Origin of the sequence: Mangrovimonas futianensis (assembly GCF_021245805.1) — a bacterium.
Lineage (GTDB): Bacteria > Bacteroidota > Bacteroidia > Flavobacteriales > Flavobacteriaceae > Mangrovimonas > Mangrovimonas futianensis.
This window is the reverse complement of record NZ_JAJJNF010000001.1, coordinates 175,388-195,739: the sequence shown is the minus strand read 5'-3', so window position 1 is coordinate 195,739 and position 20,352 is coordinate 175,388. Positions and strand designations below refer to the sequence as shown.

The following is a 20,352-nucleotide window of genomic DNA, read 5'->3' as shown; positions in this document are numbered from 1 at the left end:
AAGCTTTAGGAATTGGCAAGTTTCTTTAAGTCTTTAATGGTATTAAGTTGGTTGTCACTTTTAAAAACATAACTTCCAGCTACTAATACGTCTGCTCCAACATCAATAAGTTCCTTAGCATTTTGATTGGTAACGCCTCCGTCAATCTCTATTAGAGTTTTAGCACCTTTACGGTCAATTAAATCTTTTAATTGAGAAACTTTATGGTATGTATTCTCAATGAAACTTTGGCCTCCGAAACCTGGATTAACGCTCATTAAGCAAACTAAATCAATGTCGTTAATGATGTCTTCTAAAAGATTAATGTTGGTATGCGGATTTAAGGCAACACCAGCTTTCATACCTTCTGCCTTAATGGCTTGCAAAGTCCTGTGTAGATGTGTGCAGGCTTCAAAATGCACTGTTAAATTGGTGCTTCCTAAATCAGCAAAAGTTTTGATATATCTGTCTGGATCAACTATCATTAAATGGACATCCAATGGTTTTTTAGCGTGCTTAGAGATGGCTTGTAAAACTGGCATGCCAAATGAAATATTAGGAACAAAGACACCATCCATAATGTCAATGTGAAACCATTGGGCTTCACTTTGATTAACCATTTCAATATCTCTTTGAAGATTTGCAAAATCTGCGGCTAAAAGTGAGGGTGCTATAATTTTTGAGTCCATTTAATAAATTTTTTGCAAAAATAGGATAAAAAAATGAACCCTCGGTCATCACTCCGAGGGTTCTTTCATCAATCAAAAAACGAACAGTTATGTTTTGTAACTGTTGTGCTGGTAATATAGTCGTAATTTATTAAAATTACTAACCTAAATAGGTTTTTAATATTTTACTTCTTGAAGTATGTTTTAGTCTTCTAATCGCTTTTTCCTTAATCTGTCTAACACGTTCACGAGTTAAATCAAAGGTTTCTCCTATTTCTTCTAAAGTCATAGGATGTTGATTTCCCAAACCAAAGTACAAGCGTATCACATCGGCCTCACGCGGAGTCAATGTTTCCAATGCTCTTTCGATTTCAGTGCGTAAGGACTCGTGTAATAATTCTTTATCTGGGTTAGGAGACTCACCGCTATTTAAAACGTCATACAAGTTAGAATCTTCACCTTCTACCAATGGCGCATCCATGCTTACATGGCGACCAGAGTTTTTCATAGACTCCTTCACATCATTAATAGTCATGTCCAATTCTTTAGCAATTTCTTCAGCACTTGGTGGACGTTCATGAGCTTGCTCTAAAAAGGCAAAAGTCTTATTAATTTTGTTGATAGACCCAATCTTGTTTAATGGAAGACGAACAATTCTTGATTGTTCAGCTAATGCTTGAAGAATAGATTGTCTAATCCACCAAACAGCATAGGAAATAAATTTAAATCCTCGAGTTTCATCAAATCTTTGGGCAGCTTTAATTAACCCTAAATTTCCCTCATTAATTAAATCTGGCAAGGTAAGCCCTTGGTTTTGATACTGCTTTGCTACCGAAACCACAAAACGTAAATTAGCTTTAGTTAGTTTCTCTAAAGCAACTTGATCTCCGGCTTTAATACGTTGTGCTAATTCTACTTCTTCATCGGCAGTAATCAAGTCAACTTTACCAATTTCTTGAAGATATTTATCCAGCGATGCAGTTTCTCTATTGGTAACCTGCTTCGTAATTTTTAGTTGTCTCATCTAAATAATGGAATAATAATATTAAGGTTTATGCGCTATGCTTTTATTTATACGTAAAATCAAAAGAAAATGTTACAAAAAATTGAGATAAAGTAGAATTGAAATATTTGAATTACAAATCGGGTGTTTTATTTACTTGAAAATCAGAATTGTAAACATTTTGTCTTTTTAATGTAATTTTAATATTGATTTATTTACCATACTTTTTTGTAAATTAAGTTACTGAAAAGGGCTCCAATTCTTGGATTTTTTTAACTAACTAGTCAATTTCCAAATGGATTTTAATTCAATAATTAACTTTTTTCTTATTGCGGGTGTTTTACAGGCCTTTGTATTTAATTTGATTACTTGGTTATCAAAAAGCAATGTGCATAAAGTTGTTTTTTATTTGAACTTGACAGTTCTTTTCATTGCTTTAAATAATTTACAGGCATGGATTACCTACCATGGGGTTTTTAATAATGTTTTCTTTTTAAAACAAATGTTAGTTCCATGGCATGTGTTTATATTGCCTGCTTTCTTTTCTTTTTTAAGATATTTCCTGCAGGTTGAGGATAAAGTGAAAACCTTTATGAGATTTACCGTAATTGTCTTTATGGTTCAAGTCTTTATTAGGGTTTGCTTGATTATTTATGTTAAAAATAATGATGGGTTGGTTGATGAAAATCTTATTGCAAAGTATACTGTTATAGAAGATGTTTTCACCTTATCTTTTAGTTTGTTTGTTTTTTACAAAAGCAGTGTTTTAGTTTTCAAACGGCAAGATGAATACCGAAACATTTTGAGTTTTGATGATATAAGTTGGATCAAATTATTTTTAAAACTAGGTTCACTCATTATGCTCTTTTGGATGTTGGCTAAAGTGTTTGATATCTTTTTTGGCGATAAGTCGCTTTACAGCCTTTTGAAATTAAGTTCATCTGTACTCTTATATTGGATTGGATATCATGGGCTTTATCGTTTTAATGTAGTGAAGGATCGTATGAAGCTTAGGCAAAACTTAGCTGAAAAGGGTAATTCAATAAGAATGAACTTGGTAACGGCTGATTTAAGTGAGAAACACGAACAAGAGTTTCAAAAGGTCAACAACTTTATAGTTGATAACCAAAAATACCTAGATCCTAATTTAACCATGAATGGCTTAGCTCAGGATCTTGAGATGAGCTCCAGTCATTTGTCAAAATTAGTCAATACTTATGGTAACAATAATTTTTCAGATTATATAAATGCTCTCAGGGTTGAACAATCAAAAGAATTCTTGGGAGATCCCGCATTTAAAAACTATACGATCATATCAATTGGCTTGGAATGTGGCTTCAACTCAAAATCAACCTTTTATTCTGCATTTAAAAAATTCACTGCAATGACACCTTCCGAATATCAAAATAGTATTTCTGTATAGTCCAATATTATAGTTGGACTTCCAGATATTGTCCAAACAGATGATTTCGGAATTTTGAAAGAATAATTAAAGCGAGATTTGTTTATATATAATTATGAGAAGCTAAAGCAAACTTAAAGAATGAATTGTATATACTTATTTTAAGATTCTATCCTGAATAAATGTGGATACAAAAAATAAAGTACTTGCTTTAAAGTTGTATATTTAAGAAACCAATTATAATTTCTAAAACCTCTTTATTTGGGCAGTTGGCCCAATTAAGGACCCAAATAATTACTTCAAATCAATTGGAGTAATGTCTACAGCTACTTTATCTCATCTCTTGTTATAGAAATAGTTAGAAATTCTCATTATTAAATTTTACAGCCCTAGGTTAACCATAAAATTACTTCCTTAATTGTTACGGGTTGATGACTATAAAAGATCGATGTGGAATTTAAATAACTTAACGTATGAAAGCTACAGGCAGTTTAATTAAGATCCCCCAATACATTTTGAAATGGATGTCAATATTGACGTCATTAGCAGTGCTTAATCTATCCATATCCTGCTCTTATTTTAAAGTTCAGGATGTTCCTATGGTTTCTAACGAGGAGGTCTCAAATGAAATTAACCGACTAAATGCTGCTGAAAAGTATGTGGTTATTCATTCTGGAGCAAAGTTCTGGAGTCTGAGAAATATGGTTGTTAATGAGGATAATCAAACCTTTTCAGGAGAGATTGGGTCTATTTCGAGTGAACATTTGTATAAAAAGAGTAGAGAAAAGAAAAAATCTATCCTTTACAGTAAAAAGAAACAGAAACCATTAATTGAGGTGCATTTTTATTTAAAGGATAATCGAACGTTTGAATATAACTCAAAAGTTGTTATCCCTTTTGACAACGTGGACAAAATATCCTTTAATGAATATGATAAAACTAAATCTACGGTCACATCCATTTTGACTGGAGTTTCTATTGTTGGAGGGGTTTTTCTTGTTGCAGGTCTGGTAGCCTTGGCAATGAAAAGTTCCTGTCCTTTTGTATATGTGAAAAATGATCAGGGATATGCATTTACGGGAGAACTATACCCTGGTACTATTACGCCCAATATGCAACATGATGATTATTTGCCATTGGGAGCTTTTAAACCTAATTCGGATGGGGTTTTTGAAATCAAAATAGCTAATATGCTTAAAGAAATAGACTATACGGACTATGTCCATCTAATGGTTTTAGAGGCAGATGGAGCTGACCAAATTTTGATAGATCAAGAAGGAAAGGCTCATACCATTTCTCAATTACAAACGCCCCAGTTGGTTATGCAAAGTGGTGAACGAGTTTCTAGTGACCCAATAATGGAAAAAGGCGATTTGAAAGATTTTAAATTTGATGGGGTAGGTTCATCCGATTCACCTTCAAGAGAAATGATATTTCAATTTGAAAAACCGGCAGATGTGACCAATGGCAAGTTAGTACTTACTGTCAAAAATTCACCTTGGTTAGATTATATCTATGGAAAATTCAATGAGAAATTTGGGAATTATTATAATGAGTTTCAAAAGAAACAACAGAATGAACCATATGATAAAATTGAAAGATGGCTTAACGATCAGCACATACCACTTGCAGTAAGTGTAAAAACACTAAATGGATGGGAATTGGTTGAAAATTTGGGAACGGTTGGTCCTCTTGCTACTAGGGATTTAGTGGTTTCAATTCCATTGAAGGGTGTAAGCACTAATACCGTAGAATTGAAATTGGAAACGGGTTTTATGTTTTGGGAATTGGATTACTTGGCAATGGATTTTTCTGAAGACCTTCCGGTAAAAACAAAAACTATCCAGCCAAATAAAGCCATTACTAATTATGGTGAAAATGTGACGAAATTATTGGGTACTCAAGATGAAGTTTACTTAAAACAAGAAAACATCGGTGACGAGGTTCAAGTATTTTTCAATGTTGAAAATAAAAGTGAAAATCAGACATTTTATTTAAAAAGTAGGGGGTACTACAATTACATTCGAGATTATAAAGGTACTCCCGATTTTGGAGAATTGAAGAGATTTAGGGAGAAGGAAGCATTTACTAAGTTTTCAGAAGAATACTATTTCCAGTTTTTAAATTACAAATCTGATATTGTACAAGGCCATGAATAGTCAGGTATCATTAATAGGGAAGAAGAATGTTATTTTAACTAATGATAGGGAAGATGGCGTTGTTAAAAAGTTCGAATCTCCTATTATTTCGGGGTGGAGAAAAAATTGGATTCATTTCAAATTGAAAACAACCCTGTTTTTTATAGCCTTTTCTCTTTTCAAGAACCCATTAGATTGGTTTAAAAGCCTAGTTTTTTTAATTCAATTGAGGAAATCTTTTTTTGGGCCATTTAGGTTGAAGAAAATGATCCGTGTAGATAAAAAGTATTATTTGAGCTTGTATACCCCGGGATGGAATGACAACATATTTAAAAGATTTATCGGTTCTGAACTTCTAAATTTTAAAAGCAATGATGTCAATCCCTACCGATATAATCATGTTCAATTGGCAATCACCAATAAGTGTCCGTTACAGTGCGAACATTGTTATGCATCAGAGTTTTTGAATAAAAGAGATAAATTAACAGAGTCTGATTTTAAGATAATTATTGAAAGGTTACAGGATTTAGGAGTATGTCAAATTCACTTTACAGGGGGGGAGCCTATGTTAAAAATTTCCCTTATGGAGTCTCTTATGAAAGAAGCCAAAGAAGAAACAAACTTTTGGCTCAATACTTCGGGATTTGGTTTAACTAATGAGGCGGCAAAAAAATTAAAAAGCTCTGGTCTCACAGGGATTTTTATTAGCCTAGATCATTTTGAGGAAAGTTCCCATAATGCGTTCCGAAATTATAAAGATGCTTACTATTGGGCTATAAAAGGAGCTAGAAATGCCTTGAAGAATGACTTGGTAGTTGCCTTTTCCCTGTGTTTGAGAAATGATTTTGTTTCAAATAACAATTTGAAAGGATATATGAATTTGGCTAAAAATATAGGGGTTCATTATGTTCAATTTATAGAGTCTAAGCCTGTGGGGAACTATAAGGACAAACAAACGGCCTTGTCACCTGATAATATTGAACTATTAGAGTCTTTATATGAGGCTTATAATTTTTCAAACAATTATTTAGATTATCCAGTGATTACCTATCACGAGTATTATCAACGAAGGGTAGGTTGTTTTTTAGGAGGTAAAAAAGGCATGTATATTGACCAATATGGAAATATTAATGCCTGTTCGTTTTGCCATAATGCTATTGGTAATATTTTAGACGAGGACTATAAAGAATCTTTACAAGCACTCAGCCAAACAGGATGTCCAGTAAATTAAGAGTTGCACCATAAATTCCCTCACATGAATCTAGTCATTGAATCGGAATAAAAAAGCTATCTCCAAGAGATAGCTTTTCTATTTCAGTTATTTTCTGATGTGTCCTTCATCCAAATCTTCATTTTGTCCTGTTTTAAAAAATTCACCTCCCTAACACCGTCTGAGTACCAAAATGGCGTTTTAGGATAGTCCGGAATTATCGTTGGACTTCCCAATTTCACTTGCTCTCATGAAATCGGAAATAAATCAAAAGCATCTTAAGTAGTTTTGGTTATTGCATTACTATCTCAAAACCAAAAAAAGATGTTTTCTATATTAAAATTCAGTTTTATAAAAGTGATTTGTTTTTGTTTGTTGGTGATTGTTTCGCCCAATAACAAATCAAATAGTCATAAGGAAGAGGTACTGTTTAACGTACTCAAGAATGATTCTTCAGTAGGCTTTTTGAAAGTTTCTAAATTAAAAAAGGGAGACATGGTATTTTATGAAGCCAAAAGCAAAGTTCAGGCCCGGTTCATTGTCAATTTTATTGCCTCTGGGAAAGATTCGGTGATTTTTTCCAAAGGACAACTGCTCTATTCTTCGCAATTCAGGAAAATTAATAGTCGAATTAAAGTCAATCAATCCATACAATGGCAAAATGGGAAGTATGTATTAAATGACAAAGGGGAAGAGGAAGTGCTTCACTTTTCAAGAATTCCTCAGAATCTGATTCCTCTTTTCATCAATGAACCTGGTTTTGAAAAGGTTTATTCTGATAAATTTCATTGTATACTTCCTATTGAAAAAATAGAAGATCATGTCTATCTAGTGCAATTTCCTAATGGAGATTACAATATTTATAAATATTCCAATGGAATTTGTCAATCGGTAACAGTGAAGGGGACATTCTTTAAAGTAGAATTAATAAAACAATAATCATGGAAATCGTTCTTTCAAATCCAGTATTTTGGTCAAGCCCCATATTCCTTCTTTTTATCTTGGGGGAGTGGTTGTATTGCAAGCTTAAAGGATTGCATCATGTATACAGTTATAAGGATTTCTTGGTGAATTCCTTTATGACCACGGGTGTTTTGTTAATGGAGTTCGTTTTCAAGTTTGGTTCTGCTGCTGCTATTTTTTATTTCAGTTATCACTTATTTAATTTAGAAATAGACGGGGTCAGAATGAATTTTTTGGGATATGAATCCTTTGGTTGGGCATGGTATTTATGGGGCATTTGTATTTTTTTGGATGATTTTAGCCATTATTGGGTACATAGATGGAACCATACGATTAGATTTATGTGGGCTTCACACATAGTTCATCACTCTTCAGAGCATTTCAATTTTGGGACGTCCTTTAGATTGGATTGGGGATCGAAACTATATAAACCTTTGTTCTATGCTTGGATTCCAGCCATTGGCTTTCATCCAGAAATGCTTTTATTTTGTTATGGTATCGAAATGGTTTATCAGTTTTTTCTTCATACATCTTTTTGTCCTAGACTGAAGTTTTTCAATATCGTTTTCATTACACCCAAACACCATCAGGTGCATCATTCTAAAAATGTAGAATATCTTGATAAAAACCATGGAGGCATTTTTACCATTTTCGATAAGATATTTGGGAGTTGGAGAGATTATGATGAATCCATTGAAATAGAATATGGGGTAACTCATCCTCCCAATCTTAATAACCCATTTGATATACTTACGCATGGATATATAGCTATTTGGCGAGATGTGAAATCTTCTAAAAATTTTCACCAGGCTTTTATGTATGTTTTTGGACCACCAGGTTGGAGTCCTGATGGTTCAAGTTTAACAGTTAAACAATTGCAAGAGCAATTAGAATAGGTGGTCAGAAGTTGCTTGTTCTGTAAATAGGTTGTAAATAAATTTTCAGATCGTTTGCCCTCTTTATTGGACTTTGGAGTAAGCGGAACATGTTAAATATATTATTAAACTTTAATTTTAAAATTTTTAGTTATGAAAACATTTATTCAAATTCTAGCTTTAGGACTTATGATGCTGTCATGTACGGTTTATAAAAATAAACCTGTCAGTTTAGAAACTGCTTCTGATCTGAATTTACCATCCAAAGTTCAGGGAAAATCAGGAGCTGTCATTAAATTCAAAAGAATTATAATTGAAGACGGGAAATACTATGGAGTTAAGGAAGAAGGCTCTAATCAGTTTATTTACGAGTTAAAACAGGAAGAAATTCGGGAAATAAAAGTCAAGGATAAAAAATTGTCTACAGCACTTGCCATAATAGGTCCAGCTATTGTGGGAGGTATTATTGTTTTAAAAGTAACTGAGAATGAAATTAATTCTTCCATTGATTATTATTAACAAAAAAGCTATCTCTTGAAGATAGCTTTTCTATTTTAGTTATTTTCTGATGTGTCCATCACCAAAAACGTAGTATTTGTTGGTGACCAATTGTTTAAGGCCCAAAGGTCCTCGATGATGTAATTTGTCTGTGCTTATGGCTAATTCAGCACCCACACCCATTTGTCCCCCGTCTGTAAACCGGGTAGAGGCATTATGATAAACGGCAGCGCTATCTACTTGCTCCATAAATTTAGCTGCTTTCTCCTTGCTTTCAGTTAAAATGGCGGCTGAGTGCCCTCCGGAATATTGGTTGATTTTATGGATACCTTCATCTAAATTTTCAACTTCGGCCAAGACAATTTTTAAAGCTAAAAATTCTTCACTCCAGGTATCTTGATTTGGAATTTTGGAAGCATCCGTCAAAATTTTACCAACTTGGCCATCTACCAAAATATCGACTTTGAGATTCGTTAATATTTGTTGCAACTCTTTAACCTTAGTCTCATAATTAGGGATGTTTTTACTTATTAAAACCTTATCCAAAGCGTTACAAGCAGAAATTTTATCCGTTTTGGCATTGACTATCACCTGAACAGTTTTTTCCCAATTCGCATCTTCAGCAACATATAAAAAATTATTACCACGTCCGCTCACAAGTACGGCACAACTAGCGTGGTCTTTCACAAATTTAATTAGTCGTTCCCCGCCACGTGGCACTATTAAATCTAATGGTTCTGATGGATTTCTAAGAAATTCTTGAGTTTCCTCTCGTTTGAGATGAAGTAATCTAATCCAATCTTTGGTGAGGCCATTTTCCTCTAAGGCTTTATGCCAACATTTTTCTAAAATTAAATTACTGTTTATGGCTTCTTTTCCGCCTTTCAATAGAATCTTATTATTGGCCTTAAATGCCAAAACTGCTGCTTCTATTGTGACATCTGGCCTGGATTCGTATATGATTAAAATGGTTCCAAATGGTGCCGTCTTATTTGTGACTTGTAAACCACTGTCTAAAGTGATATCAGAAATCGTTTGCCCAACGGGATCCTCTTGTTGCATCACTTCTTTTACTGCTTGGATCATACCATCTACTTTAGATGAGTTCACCACCAATCTATCGTAAAGCGCCTGATCGTCTTTATCAAAAGCTTCTAAATCTTTTTTATTTTCTTCAATAATTTGTTCTCGTTCTTTATCTAAGATGTTAATCATCGATTGAAGAACTTTATTTTTTATCTCTGTGTTTATTAGTTTCATGTTTCTAGTGTATAAATTTTGTTCCTACTTCTTTATCATTAATAATATCTACAATCACATTTTCGCGTTTTCCATTAGCGATATAGGTAGGTATGTTCTTTTTGGCAGTTCCTTTGGCTATTTTCAATTTGGAGGCCATACCGCCACGTCCTTCTCCTTCTTTCTTTCCAGATTCTTTAACGTATTTTTCAACATTTTGATCTACTTTGACTTCATCCAATTTTTTGGAATTTTCATCGTCCGGGTGGCCGGTGTAAAGCCCGTCCATATCAGATAAGATAATCAATCTATCGGCATCTAACAACTCAGCCACTAAACTGGCTAACTCATCATTATCTGAAAACATGGACATTGAAAGGGATACTGCATCATCTTCATTGGCAATTGGTATAACACCTTCCGATAATAAACCTTCATAACAATTAATCATATTTTGCCTGTGCTTTCCAGGATCAAAATCTCTTTTAGTGGCCAAAACCTGTGCGCATCGCATACCGTAATCATGAAAAATACTGTAATAATGTCTCATCATTCTAGGTTGACCAACAGAAGAATAAACTTGTCTTCGAATCGCTTTATCGGTTATTTTGGTGTCTCCTAATATTTCCATTCCTGCGATTGCAGAACCAGATGAAACCAAAACAACCATAATATCACGTTCATATAAAACAGCTATCTGCCTAACAAGTTCTCTAAGAACGGGACCTAAAATTCTATTGTCTTTATTGGTAAGAACATTGGTCCCTACTTTAACTACGACTCTTTTAATACTATCTTCCATTCTTATTTTGTTTTACCAAGTTCGGTTGCTCTATTGAATGCAGCGTATGCGGCTTCTTGAATCAACTCTTTAACATTGTTATCTTCCATGGAGTCTATCGCTGCTTGAGTTGTACCTCCTTTTGAGGCTACTTTATCTATCCAAGATTTAGGCGAAATGTCCGATTGATTAAAAAGCTCTATGGCTCCTTCAAAGGTGTTGCTCACCAGAACTCTAGAGTCATAATCTGAAAACCCCATTTTGTGGGCTGCTTCGAGCATGGATTGCATGAAATAGAAAACATATGCTGGACCACTTCCTGAAATACCGGTAGAAGCATCTATAAAAGTTTCATTGTCAACATGAATGGAAGACCCTGTGGTGTCTAATAAATTTCTTACCGCAATTAATTCCACTTTACTTACATTTTCTGTTTCAGTGTAAGAAGTCACTCCTTTACCTACTTTAGCGGGCAGATTAGGCATTGCTCTTACTATTTTTGGAACATTTAAATGATTTTGAATGGTTTGTAATGTAACACCTGCCATAAGTGATACAAAGATTTGCTGAGAGTTTACTAAAGACTTCATATCTTCAAATAAACTTTCACAATGGTAAGGTTTTACCGCTATAAATACGATATCTGAAGATGGAAGGCACTCCTCCAAGCTTTCATAAACATTAAAATGTCCTTCTTTTCTTAAACTTTCAATTTTCTTTGGATCAGTATCATAAATATTGAGACGGTGTTTGCCCAATAAAGTTGAGGTTGACATACCTTCGGCATAGGTCAAACCCATATTTCCTGCTCCAATAACTAATACTTTCATTTTGTTTTTTATTGTTTAACACGGTATTAGCCACAAGAACTGTTCGAAAGTGCCAAATGATTTGAGTAATTTAAAGAATTATGAATCCTTAAACATTTAACGCTGAAACTTAACAGGTACACACAATTTCATGTCAATGCTTGCATATTGTGAAAAAAGAATTTTTCAAATTGTCGGTTTGTCGGGTGACATCTTGTCGGGTTGGTGAATAAAAAAAGCCTTGAGGATGTCTCAAGGCTTTTAAATTATAAAGGAAAAATAGATTAATCGTTGTCGTTATTTCTGTCTTCCCTTGGTTTTCTGTCATCACGACGGTTGTCGCGACGGTTGTTATCTCTTCCGCGATTATTATCTCGAGAACCTCTGTTATCTCTTCCTCGATTATTATCTCTAGGTGGTCTTTCCTTGTAACCTTCTGGTTTAGGTAAGATGGCTTTTCTAGAAACTTTTTCTTTCTTGGTTCTAGGATCAATTCCGAAATATTTCACATCGATGACGTCTCCTAATTTTAAAACGTCGCTAGGATTCTCGGTACGTTCCCAAGCTAACTCACTAACGTGAAGCAACACCTCATTTCCTGGAGCTTCCATATACTCAACTACAGCACCAAAATCTAACATTTTGATTACTTTCACCTCATAAACGCTTCCAACTTCAGGCTTAAAGGTCATGGCGTCAATTCTAGCCAATACTTTGTCAATTCCTTCTTGGTTTGTACCTAAAATCTCAACAATACCTTTTTCGGTTGCTTCATCTTCAGTAATAACAATCGTAGTTTCAGTTGTTTTCTGAAGTTCTTGAATGTTCTTACCACCTGGTCCAATAAAGGCTCCAATAAGGTCAGCAGGAATCGTAGTAGTGATAATCTTAGGTGCGTGAGCTTTAACATCAGCATTTGGCTCTGCAATGGTATCAGTCAATTTACCTAATATATGCAAACGACCTTCACGTGCCTGTTTTAAAGCTTTTACTAATATTTCATAGCTTAAACCTTTAATTTTGATATCCATCTGACAAGCAGTAATACCATCGGCCGTTCCAGTAACTTTAAAGTCCATATCTCCTAAGTGATCTTCATCACCTAAAATGTCACTTAATACGGCATATCTTTCACCATCAGAAATCAATCCCATAGCAATACCAGAAACCGGTTTTTTCAATTGAATACCAGCATCCATTAAGGCCATCGTTCCAGCACAAACAGTTGCCATAGATGAAGAACCATTACTTTCCAATACTTCAGAAACAACTCTTACAGTATAAGGACAGTCGTCTGGAACCATTTTCTTAAGAGCACGTTGCGCCAAATTCCCGTGACCAACCTCTCTACGAGATGTTCCTCTAATTGGTCTTGCCTCACCTGTTGAAAAAGGAGGGAAGTTATAGTGAAGATAGAATGTTTCTTCACCCTGGAAAGTTGGCAAATCAATTACATTAGCTTCTCTAGAAGTTCCTAATGTAACAGTTGCCAAAGCTTGAGTTTCACCTCTTGTAAAAATTGAAGAACCATGAGTAGAAGGTAAATAGTCAACTTCACACCAGATAGGTCTGATATCAGTTGTTTTTCTTCCGTCTAATCGTAAACCTTCTTCTAAAGTTAGGTTTCTTACGGCTTCTTTTTGAGCCTTCCCAAAATACTTGGAAATTAGTCCGCCGAATTCATCCAACTCTTCTTCAGAGAAAAGCGCCTTGACTTCTTCTTTTACCTCACTAAAAGCCAATCCTCTTTCTTGTTTTGAAGATCCCGCTTTTGCGATAGCAAAACACTTGTCATAAGAAGCATCGTATATTTTTTTCTCTAACTCTTCGTTCTCAACTTCTGGTTCGTATTCTCTGGTTTCTTTTTTACCAAAAGCTTCTGCCAATTTTACCTGAGCTTCACATTGTTCTTTGATCGCCTCATGGGCAAATTTGATGGCTTCTGCCATTTCCTCTTCAGAGATTTCTTCCATTTCACCTTCAACCATCATCACTGAATCAGCTGATGCTCCAACCATCATGTCAATATCTGCTTCAGACAGTTGAGCTCTACTTGGGTTGATTACCAATTCACCATTCACACGAGCAACGCGTACCTCAGAAATTGGTGTTTCAAAAGGGATGTCACTTAATTGAATAGCTGCTGAAGCCGCTAAACCTGCTAAGGCATCAGGCATAACCTCGTCGTCATGAGACATCAATTGAATCATAACTTGGGTTTCAGAATGGTAATCTTTTGGGAATAACGGACGCAAACAACGGTCTACTAAACGCATAGTTAGTACTTCATCATCACTTGGTCTTGCTTCACGCTTAAAAAATCCTCCAGGATAACGTCCTGCGGCCGCAAATTTTTCGCGGTAATCTACCGTTAACGGTAAAAAGTCTACATCTGCTGCATCATAATTAGATACAACGGTACAAAGTAACATGGCGTTACCCATTTGTACTACTACCGAACCATGAGCCTGTTTGGCTAATTTTCCGGTTTCGATGGAAATTTCTCTTCCATCTGCGAGAGTAATTACCTCTCTAAAAGTTTGTGGAATCATAAATTTAATTCATTGTTTTTCGCATATTCGTTTACTGCGAAATACTGTTAAACATTGGTTGTTGTGTTGTTGAAGTGTTGTGTGTTACCAATGAAAAACTGTTATATCAGCTTTTTGTTGGGCCTAAAATAGACCATTTAAAAAAAAAGAGGCTAATAAAAGCCTCTTTCCATAAGATTATTTTCTTAATCCTAATTCTTTTACAATCGCACGATATCTCATGATATCTTTCTTTGCTAAATAATCTAGTAAAGAACGACGCTTACCTACCAATTTTACCAAAGAACGCTCAGTATTGAAATCTTTACGATTCTTTTTTAAGTGTTCTGTTAAATGGTTAATTCTGTAAGTGAATAATGCAATTTGTCCTTCAGCTGTACCAGTATCGTTTTTCCCTTTACCGTGTTTAGCGAAGATTTCTTCTTTTGTCTCTTTGGTTAAATACATTCCAATATTATTTAAATGATTTTTATGTATTTGAAAGGCTTTCTTTCAAGCTGCAAAGATAGTTCTTTTTTAATATTTACAAGTTTTTTGTGTTGAAAATAATGCGTTTTTGAACTGTCGGTATACGCTATTGTCTTAATTATACGTTAAATAGAAACGAATCTATGTTGAACTAATTCTAATTTTTATGAAACGACTACTTTTTATTAGTGTTTGGGCCCTATTCATGTTAGCGTGCAACGAGGGCGACGAAATTCCAAATGATGTGGAACCTGATAATTCAAATTTGGCACTTTCCATAGAAGTTGACCATACCGAAAATTTAATCAATGATCTTGTTGTTGTCAGTGTTCAAAATTACGCAAGTATGCAGGAAGGAAGAATGTTTAATCCGCCAAGTTTGCCTACATGTGCTACCGCTACCTTAGTGGTGGGGCAAAACAGTGCTGAATTGACTTTGGATTTTGGTTCTAATGGTTGTTCCTTTCAAGGTTATGTGCTACAAGGACAAATAGTAATGAATTGGAATAGTCTGCCGGATGCAGATCAAGTTTTGGTACAATGTGAATTGATTGATTTCTATGTGGGGGCGAAACAGGTTCAAGGAAATTCTTCCATTCTTTATGAAATTGCCAATGATAATGGAAATCCGCAATCAACACATAGTTTAAACCTAACCGTTATTTGGCCAAATGAGCAACAAATTCATCGAGAAGGGGAGAAAATAAGGGAATGGATTGAAGGCTACGGGAACACGGATTATGCAGATAATGTTTATTTGATTTCAGGCTATTGGACCTCCACATTTGTTAATGGGAATGTTTATAGCTATGAAGTGTTAAACCCATTAAGAAGGGAGGCAACATGTAGTCATTTTGTGAGTGGCTCTATGGATGTCCAAAGACCTGTTTTATCTGGTGTATTTGATTTTGGGGAAGGAGATTGTGACAATTTAGCCACTTTTACCCTGACCGATGGAACAGTCATCGATGTGGTGCTTGATTATTAAAAAAAAGCGAGTCAACTGACTCGCTTTTTTTTAAAATAATTATTCTATGATAACTCTTTTAGTGGTCACAATGTTGGAACCATTTTTCAGATTAACAAGATAAATGCCCGAAGATCCTGACATGTCAAATTTCTTGATTTTTTCTCCAGTTATCACAGGAGTTTCAAGAATAGTTCGCCCCATCATATCCATGATTTCTATTGAGTCTACCTGATTTTCATTTTGAAATTCCACGAAGAATATTCCCCCGGATGGATTGGGGTAAAGAAGAAAGTTATTGGATGTCATAACATTTTCATCAATGCTTAAAGCGTTTTCAAGAGGTGAATCTCCAAAAGAAATCAAATAGGAATTGACAATAAGGTGTGGGTTAAACCCGTCATTACAATCGGCACAAGTAACATTAGTGACGCATTCTGGATTGTTTGGATGGCAATAATCTACATAAGATTCATCAAAAACATAATCCAAATCTACACTACTGTTTGTAGTAAACGGAGTCATATCATAGTCAAAATATTGTGCAATACTTCCTGGACACCAACCTGCTCTATTATAGAACCACGTTCCACTTTGGGGACTACAATTATCTGGGTTGGGGTTGCAATCTACCCAATTGAATTGCGTAAATGTCTCGGCCTCATTAACCCAAATATGGTGCGTGTTAGGATTGAATTCGGCTGCATTATCTGTATTGTTTTCGCCCCAACCATGACCGGTTGAAAGTAGTTTAATTTTGGCGGTTTCAGTATTTTCAGGAAAAGGCTTATTTAAATCCTCTGTTGGTTGTAAATCTGCCAGGTCTCCAAATTGGTAGGTGTCATTCCAAAGTTTTTCTACATGACCGTATGGGTGCTCAGAAGTACCTGCAGTGTAATCTAACTGAAGGGTATATAGGAAACCGTTTCCTTGTGTGCCTAAATTCACTCTGAATTTTGTTCTACCGCTTAGTAGAGACATAAAATCTGTTAGGTCAATTTCATGCTGGCAACTCACACCATAAGGCGTCAAATATCTGATGATCTCATACCATTCTCCATTTTTACCCATAACATCAATAGACGAAACGCGGTCCCAAGGATCACAACCTCCGTCTGGACAATCAATAAATAGAGTAGCTGAAATTTCATCGAATGCACCAATATAACTCGGTAAATCAGATTCCACTGTTACCGTTGGGATGTCACCATTGACCCAAACATCTTCTGTTGCATTGACTGTTTGATCAACACCGTTTTCTACTAAATTGAAACTAATGGTTTCGTCCCCATTAGCACCAAAATTATTGGTAGAAGAAACGACAAGTTCGTGGTTTCCGAAGGATGTAGGCGTCCACCAACCGGTGTAGTAACCATTTCCATAGCTGGTTAATTCTACATTATCGCCGTCAACAGCAGCAGAAACGGACTCGATTGAAAATAACTCTGGATATGATATTCCAGCTCTAAAAGCTATTTGAATAGGTATTAAACTTGATGCATAGGCAGTTCCTGCTAATGGATGTAAACCTTCAGTCTCCACAAGAATAGCATTTGGATCTAAAACGGGAAAGGTTACAAAAACATCAGCTGCAGGATCGTAATTTTCATCTCCTGATTGACTAGCCTTTACTGTTACATCACCAGTTTCACCAGTTAATGTCAATAAATCACCTTCAACAGTCGCTGGTCCAGAAATAATTTCGAAACTAATAGGTAAGTTCGAATTTACAGTTGCTTCCAATTGAAATGGTTCATCTGTAATTAGCTTAGGAGAAATTTGAGGAAAGTTAATCGCTTGGAAATTACCTTCCAACGTTCCATTAAAATTTGAAGTTTCACCTTCTAAAGCAAAATTGTTCAGCTCAGAATGCTTTAATGCATCACCACTAAAATCCAAAAGTTGAGTGATGCTTGTATTGTTTCCTCCGGGAGTTCCTTGATCAAATTTGTAATAAACCTCTAAATTAGCCTCGTTGCCTTCCAGCTCGTTGGCCATCATATCCTGAATTTCCGCTTGAGTTAAGGCTTTACTCCATAGAGATACTTCATCTGCTCTTCCTTGAAATATGAAATTAAAACCTGAAAGGATACATTTTCCAATTGAAAAAGGTCTGTCATTTGAACCAAAAATTCCGGAAGCAGTACTACTGCCAATTGAAACTCCATCAACAAATAACTCAACTGTTGTTTCATTGAATACCCAGGCAATATGTTGCCACTGTTGAGCTTGAATGGTTCCGGCTGGAGCCACAACTTCATGTAAGCCTGTAGTTGTTACCAATCTGCACTCCATAGTTCCGTTACCTAATTGAATGAGGTACATTTCACCATTTCCAGTTCCTCCACCTCTAATGCTCATCATTCCCTCTCCATACGATGGGTTGTCTGAGTAGAACCATCCAGCCATCGATATGGTGTTTGATCCAGAAACATATTGTGCGCCATTAGGCAAAGAAGTGAAATCGTCTTCTCCATCAAAATGGAGGTATTGATTGGATTGGGCATTTCCAAGGAAAAAGGTTAGGAGTAATAATTGAAAAAAGATCCATGCTTTTTTAGAGTAATATTGCTTCATATAATTAAGTTGATTAATTCTGACGCAATTTAAGGAATACATAGAGCTTTATAAAATGGAAAAAAGAATCATTTGTATTATTGTGAAATTGTTAGAAACATTCTCGAAATAATAAAGTAAAACTAAAAGAAGTGGATAAATTTAGAGAAACAAAAAAGCGAGTCATTTGACTCGCTTTATCTTATTCCCGAATGGGGTTATTCTGTATTAAATCTAAGTAGAGATTTATTTTGTTTTTTAAATCTTTTCGATGGGTGATGAAGTCCAAGAACCCATGTTCCATTAAAAACTCTGCCGTTTGAAATCCTTCAGGCAATTCCTTTCCGGTGGTATCTCTTACCACACGTGGACCAGCAAAACCAATCAGGGCTCCAGGCTCACTAATGTTAATGTCTCCTAACATGGCAAATGAAGCTGTGGTTCCTCCGGTGGTTGGATCTGTACATAAGGAGATATATGGTATTTTGGCTTCAGCCAAAAGAGCCAATTTTGCGGAAGTTTTAGCCAATTGCATTAAGGATAAAGCGGCTTCCATCATTCTAGCACCTCCAGATTTTGAAATAATCATGAAAGGAGCTTTTTTCTTTAGGGCGTAATCGGCTGCTCTGGCAATTTTTTCACCTACAACACTTCCCATAGATCCACCAATGAAACTGAAATCCATGCAGGCTACAACCAAATCATTTCCTTTAGATTTCCCCACGGCACATCTTACCGCATCTTTAAGTTTGGTTTTCTCCATGGCTGCTTTTAAGCGGTCAGGGTATTTTTTGGTATCTTCAAACTTCAACGGATCTTTTGACTCCAAATTAGGATCCAATTCCTTGAATTTATTGTCGTCAAAAAGTATCTCAAAATATTCTTTACTTCCTATTCTTACGTGATAACCATCTTCAGGGCTTACATAAAAATTTTGTTCAAGTTCTTTGGTGTCAACAATTTTTCCTGTAGGAGATTTGTACCAAAGGCCCTTCGGGGTATCTTTTTTCTCTTCTGTAGAAGTCTGTATTCCTTTTTCTTTTCTTTTAAACCAAGACATGTTTGCTATAATTTTAAGTCAACGGGAACTAAATGTAGTTATAAAAAAAACAACTTCACAAGAGTTTGTCTTGTGAAGTTGTTTTTTGAACCTTAACTATAAGGTATTTACGTTATTAAGATCTTCAAAGGCCTTCTTCAAACGAGTAACGAAGGTTTCTTCTCCTTTGCGTAACCAAACTCTAGGGTCGTAGTACTTTTTATTTGGTGAATCATCACCATCAGGATTTCCAATTTGAGTTTTTAAGTATTCGGCATGTTCAGTCATATAATCTCTGATACCACTCATAAAAGCATATTGCATATCCGTGTCAATATTCATTTTAATAACTCCGTATCCAATGGCTTCTCTAATTTCTTCTACTGTAGAACCAGATCCTCCGTGGAAAACAAAGTCAATGTGATTTTGACCAACACCATACTTTTCAGTGATATATTCCTGTGAATTTCTTAAAATCTTTGGAGTCAATTTCACATTTCCAGGCTTATATACGCCGTGAACGTTTCCAAATGCCGCTGCAATAGTAAATTGATCACTTACCTTGCTTAGCTCTTCATAAGCGTAGGCCACTTCTTCTGGTTGGGTATATAATTTAGAATCATCAACATCAGAATTGTCAACACCATCTTCTTCACCACCAGTTATTCCAAGTTCAATTTCTAAGGTCATTCCCATTTTGCTCATTCTAGCCAAATAGGTTTTGCATATTTCTATGTTCTCTTCAATAGGTTCTTCACTTAAGTCGATCATGTGAGAACTAAATAAAGGCTTTCCAGTTTTAGCGAAATGCTCTTCACTGGCATCTAGCATACCATCAATCCACGGCAATAATTTCTTGGCACAGTGGTCAGTATGCAATATAACAGGTACCCCATATGCCACTGATAAATCATGTACGTGCTTAGCACCAGCCACAGCACCAGCAATAGCTGCTTTTTGATTTTCGTTATTTAACGATTTTCCGGCATTAAATACCGCACCGCCATTAGAGAATTGAATAATTACAGGTGCATTCATAGCTTTTGCTGTTTCTAGCACCCCATTAATAGAATTTGAACCGATAACATTTACAGCAGGTAGGGCAAAGCCTTTTTCTTTTGCTAATTTGAAGATTTCTTGAACTTCTTTTCCTGTAGCAACTCCTGCTTTAATATGATGTGACATAGGTTGTTTTTTTGAATTTC

General features: G+C 35.3%; 17 protein-coding genes. 7 read left to right on the top strand and 10 right to left on the bottom strand.

The window, feature by feature from the left end:
- Nucleotides 1–5: 5 nt before the first annotated feature.
- A complete protein-coding gene (rpe, locus tag LOK78_RS00935) occupies nucleotides 6–668 on the bottom strand; it encodes a ribulose-phosphate 3-epimerase (RefSeq protein ID WP_232633173.1) in 663 nt (220 codons plus the stop codon).
- Between the two features lie 139 nt (nucleotides 669–807).
- Nucleotides 808–1,671 (bottom strand): sigma-70 family RNA polymerase sigma factor, encoded by an 864-nt coding sequence (locus LOK78_RS00930; protein ID WP_053971370.1) that lies wholly within the window; start codon nucleotides 1,669–1,671, stop codon nucleotides 808–810.
- Between the two features lie 274 nt (nucleotides 1,672–1,945).
- Here LOK78_RS00930 and LOK78_RS00925 point away from each other — a divergent pair, with 274 nt between their 5' ends.
- The 6 genes from LOK78_RS00925 to LOK78_RS00900 all read left to right on the top strand — a co-directional run bounded on the left by LOK78_RS00925 (nucleotide 1,946) and on the right by LOK78_RS00900 (nucleotide 8,757).
- Entirely contained in the window at nucleotides 1,946–3,073 is a 1,128-nt protein-coding gene (locus LOK78_RS00925) for a helix-turn-helix transcriptional regulator (RefSeq protein ID WP_232633172.1), read from the top strand.
- A 452-nt stretch (nucleotides 3,074–3,525) separates the two neighbouring features.
- Nucleotides 3,526–5,211, top strand: coding sequence for a hypothetical protein (locus LOK78_RS00920; protein ID WP_232633171.1), 1,686 nt, complete (start codon nucleotides 3,526–3,528; stop codon nucleotides 5,209–5,211).
- Nucleotides 5,204–6,421 carry a radical SAM protein gene (locus LOK78_RS00915; protein ID WP_232633170.1) on the top strand — a complete coding sequence of 406 codons (1,218 nt, stop codon included), beginning with the start codon at nucleotides 5,204–5,206 and terminating at the stop codon, nucleotides 6,419–6,421. Before LOK78_RS00920 ends, LOK78_RS00915 begins: the two co-directional genes overlap by 8 nt.
- A gap of 303 nt (nucleotides 6,422–6,724) precedes the next feature.
- Nucleotides 6,725–7,339, top strand: coding sequence for a DUF6134 family protein (locus LOK78_RS00910; RefSeq protein WP_232633169.1), 615 nt, complete (start codon nucleotides 6,725–6,727; stop codon nucleotides 7,337–7,339).
- A gap of 2 nt (nucleotides 7,340–7,341) precedes the next feature.
- Nucleotides 7,342–8,259, top strand: a complete 918-nt coding sequence (locus LOK78_RS00905) for a sterol desaturase family protein (RefSeq protein ID WP_237692812.1) — start codon at nucleotides 7,342–7,344, stop codon at nucleotides 8,257–8,259.
- A 132-nt stretch (nucleotides 8,260–8,391) separates the two neighbouring features.
- Nucleotides 8,392–8,757 (top strand): hypothetical protein, encoded by a 366-nt coding sequence (locus LOK78_RS00900; protein ID WP_232633168.1) that lies wholly within the window; start codon nucleotides 8,392–8,394, stop codon nucleotides 8,755–8,757.
- 39 nt (nucleotides 8,758–8,796) lie between these two features.
- On the opposite strand, the gene LOK78_RS00895 is transcribed toward LOK78_RS00900, so the two are convergent.
- The 5 genes from LOK78_RS00895 to rpsO all read right to left on the bottom strand — a co-directional run bounded on the left by LOK78_RS00895 (nucleotide 8,797) and on the right by rpsO (nucleotide 14,564).
- Entirely contained in the window at nucleotides 8,797–9,996 is a 1,200-nt protein-coding gene (locus tag LOK78_RS00895) for a glutamate-5-semialdehyde dehydrogenase (protein ID WP_232633167.1), read from the bottom strand.
- Between the two features lie 4 nt (nucleotides 9,997–10,000).
- On the bottom strand, nucleotides 10,001–10,777 hold the full coding sequence (gene proB / locus LOK78_RS00890) for a glutamate 5-kinase (protein ID WP_053971375.1): 777 nt from the start codon (nucleotides 10,775–10,777) through the stop codon (nucleotides 10,001–10,003).
- Nucleotides 10,778–10,779: 2 nt separating this feature from the next.
- Nucleotides 10,780–11,586 (bottom strand): pyrroline-5-carboxylate reductase, encoded by an 807-nt coding sequence (gene proC / locus LOK78_RS00885; RefSeq protein WP_232393954.1) that lies wholly within the window; start codon nucleotides 11,584–11,586, stop codon nucleotides 10,780–10,782.
- A 263-nt stretch (nucleotides 11,587–11,849) separates the two neighbouring features.
- On the bottom strand, nucleotides 11,850–14,117 hold the full coding sequence (locus tag LOK78_RS00880) for a polyribonucleotide nucleotidyltransferase (RefSeq protein WP_232633166.1): 2,268 nt from the start codon (nucleotides 14,115–14,117) through the stop codon (nucleotides 11,850–11,852).
- A 177-nt stretch (nucleotides 14,118–14,294) separates the two neighbouring features.
- Nucleotides 14,295–14,564, bottom strand: a complete 270-nt coding sequence (rpsO, locus tag LOK78_RS00875) for a 30S ribosomal protein S15 (RefSeq protein WP_053971378.1) — start codon at nucleotides 14,562–14,564, stop codon at nucleotides 14,295–14,297.
- A 187-nt stretch (nucleotides 14,565–14,751) separates the two neighbouring features.
- Between rpsO and LOK78_RS00870 the strand changes: the two genes are divergently transcribed.
- On the top strand, nucleotides 14,752–15,573 hold the full coding sequence (locus tag LOK78_RS00870; protein ID WP_232633165.1) for a hypothetical protein: 822 nt from the start codon (nucleotides 14,752–14,754) through the stop codon (nucleotides 15,571–15,573).
- A gap of 39 nt (nucleotides 15,574–15,612) precedes the next feature.
- Here the strand turns inward: LOK78_RS00870 and LOK78_RS00865 are convergent, their stop codons facing one another.
- The 3 genes from LOK78_RS00865 to fbaA form a co-directional block, all read right to left on the bottom strand.
- A complete protein-coding gene (locus tag LOK78_RS00865; protein WP_232633164.1) occupies nucleotides 15,613–18,129 on the bottom strand; it encodes a T9SS type A sorting domain-containing protein in 2,517 nt (838 codons plus the stop codon).
- Nucleotides 18,130–18,310: 181 nt separating this feature from the next.
- The gene (gene accD, locus LOK78_RS00860) at nucleotides 18,311–19,168 is read right to left on the bottom strand and encodes an acetyl-CoA carboxylase, carboxyltransferase subunit beta (RefSeq protein WP_166957523.1); all 858 of its coding nucleotides are present in this window, start codon (nucleotides 19,166–19,168) and stop codon (nucleotides 18,311–18,313) included.
- Nucleotides 19,169–19,264: 96 nt separating this feature from the next.
- The gene (gene fbaA, locus LOK78_RS00855) at nucleotides 19,265–20,332 is read right to left on the bottom strand and encodes a class II fructose-bisphosphate aldolase (RefSeq protein WP_232633163.1); all 1,068 of its coding nucleotides are present in this window, start codon (nucleotides 20,330–20,332) and stop codon (nucleotides 19,265–19,267) included.
- Nucleotides 20,333–20,352 lie beyond the last annotated feature (20 nt).